Origin of the sequence: Bartonella taylorii 8TBB, assembly GCF_902825155.1 — a bacterium.
GTDB lineage: Bacteria > Pseudomonadota > Alphaproteobacteria > Rhizobiales > Rhizobiaceae > Bartonella > Bartonella taylorii_A.
Window position 1 is genome coordinate 1 of record NZ_CADEAG010000216.1, and the last position, 388, is coordinate 388.

1 protein-coding gene and 1 pseudogene are annotated in these 388 nt (G+C 47.7%); both read right to left on the reverse strand.

All coding sequences use genetic code 11. The annotated features are described in order from the left end of the window. Positions 1 to 80 (reverse strand): annotated as a pseudogene (locus J7R13_RS09965) (Bgr_08870 family protein); the annotation flags it as partial. Positions 81 to 93: 13 nt separating this feature from the next. Beyond that, a partial coding sequence (locus J7R13_RS09355) for a hypothetical protein (protein ID WP_208438357.1) occupies positions 94 to 388 on the reverse strand: 295 nt, incomplete at its 5' end.

The following is a 388-nucleotide window of genomic DNA, read 5'->3' on the forward strand; positions in this document are numbered from 1 at the left end:
TCCCGCAAGATTGGGAATTCAGAACTGATAAAACGTCCTTCTTTAGGCAATTCCATGTCGAGTTTTTTGGTTTTTGTCATGTCTTCCATCCCCTCATAATATGCCGGCACCAAAGTCACACACCATGGACCGCGCTGCTGGCCCACCGGTAAGCGTGAGTTTCAAGCGTGCTTGTTTGGCTGTTTTGTCGTTGCTCACAAATTTGCGCTCTGTCCAAAGTGGTTCAGCGAGTTGTTCTGTTTCCTCTAATGTGAGAGGAACAAAAGCACCATCATCCAGCTGCATCTCGAGTGTGAAGGTTGCACCGCCCGGTAAAAAAGTTTTGATATAGCTCGTTAACCTTGCCTTTTCCCCAAAGGCAAAAGCACGGGTGACATAAGTGGCTTCC